The 239-nt window shown below is 60.7% G+C and carries 1 protein-coding gene; it reads right to left on the reverse strand.

Annotation, left to right across the window (positions count from 1 at the left end):
- A partial coding sequence (locus SB771_RS36755; RefSeq protein ID WP_410722254.1) for a DNA adenine methylase occupies positions 1 to 239 on the reverse strand: 239 nt, incomplete at both ends.

Here is a 239-nt window from a genome sequence, read left to right on the forward strand (position 1 = left end):
TCGGTGAGCGTTTCCGGGATCGTGTCCTGCAGCCACCTGAACACCTGCCGGCTGGTGAGCGCCCATTTAATTTGGCGTACGAACTCCTCGAGGTGATGCTGCACGACCCGGTACAGGTTCACCAGCTCGCCGTTGATGTCGTTGATCACCTCGACCTTCGCCTGCGGTCGCATGAAGTACAGCGCGGCCCCGCCCGCGAAGACCTCGACGTAACACTCATGTTCGGGAAACCGCGGAAT

This window comes from Burkholderia sp. SIMBA_051 (assembly GCF_046534915.1).
Classification (GTDB): Bacteria; Pseudomonadota; Gammaproteobacteria; order Burkholderiales; family Burkholderiaceae; genus Burkholderia; species Burkholderia ambifaria.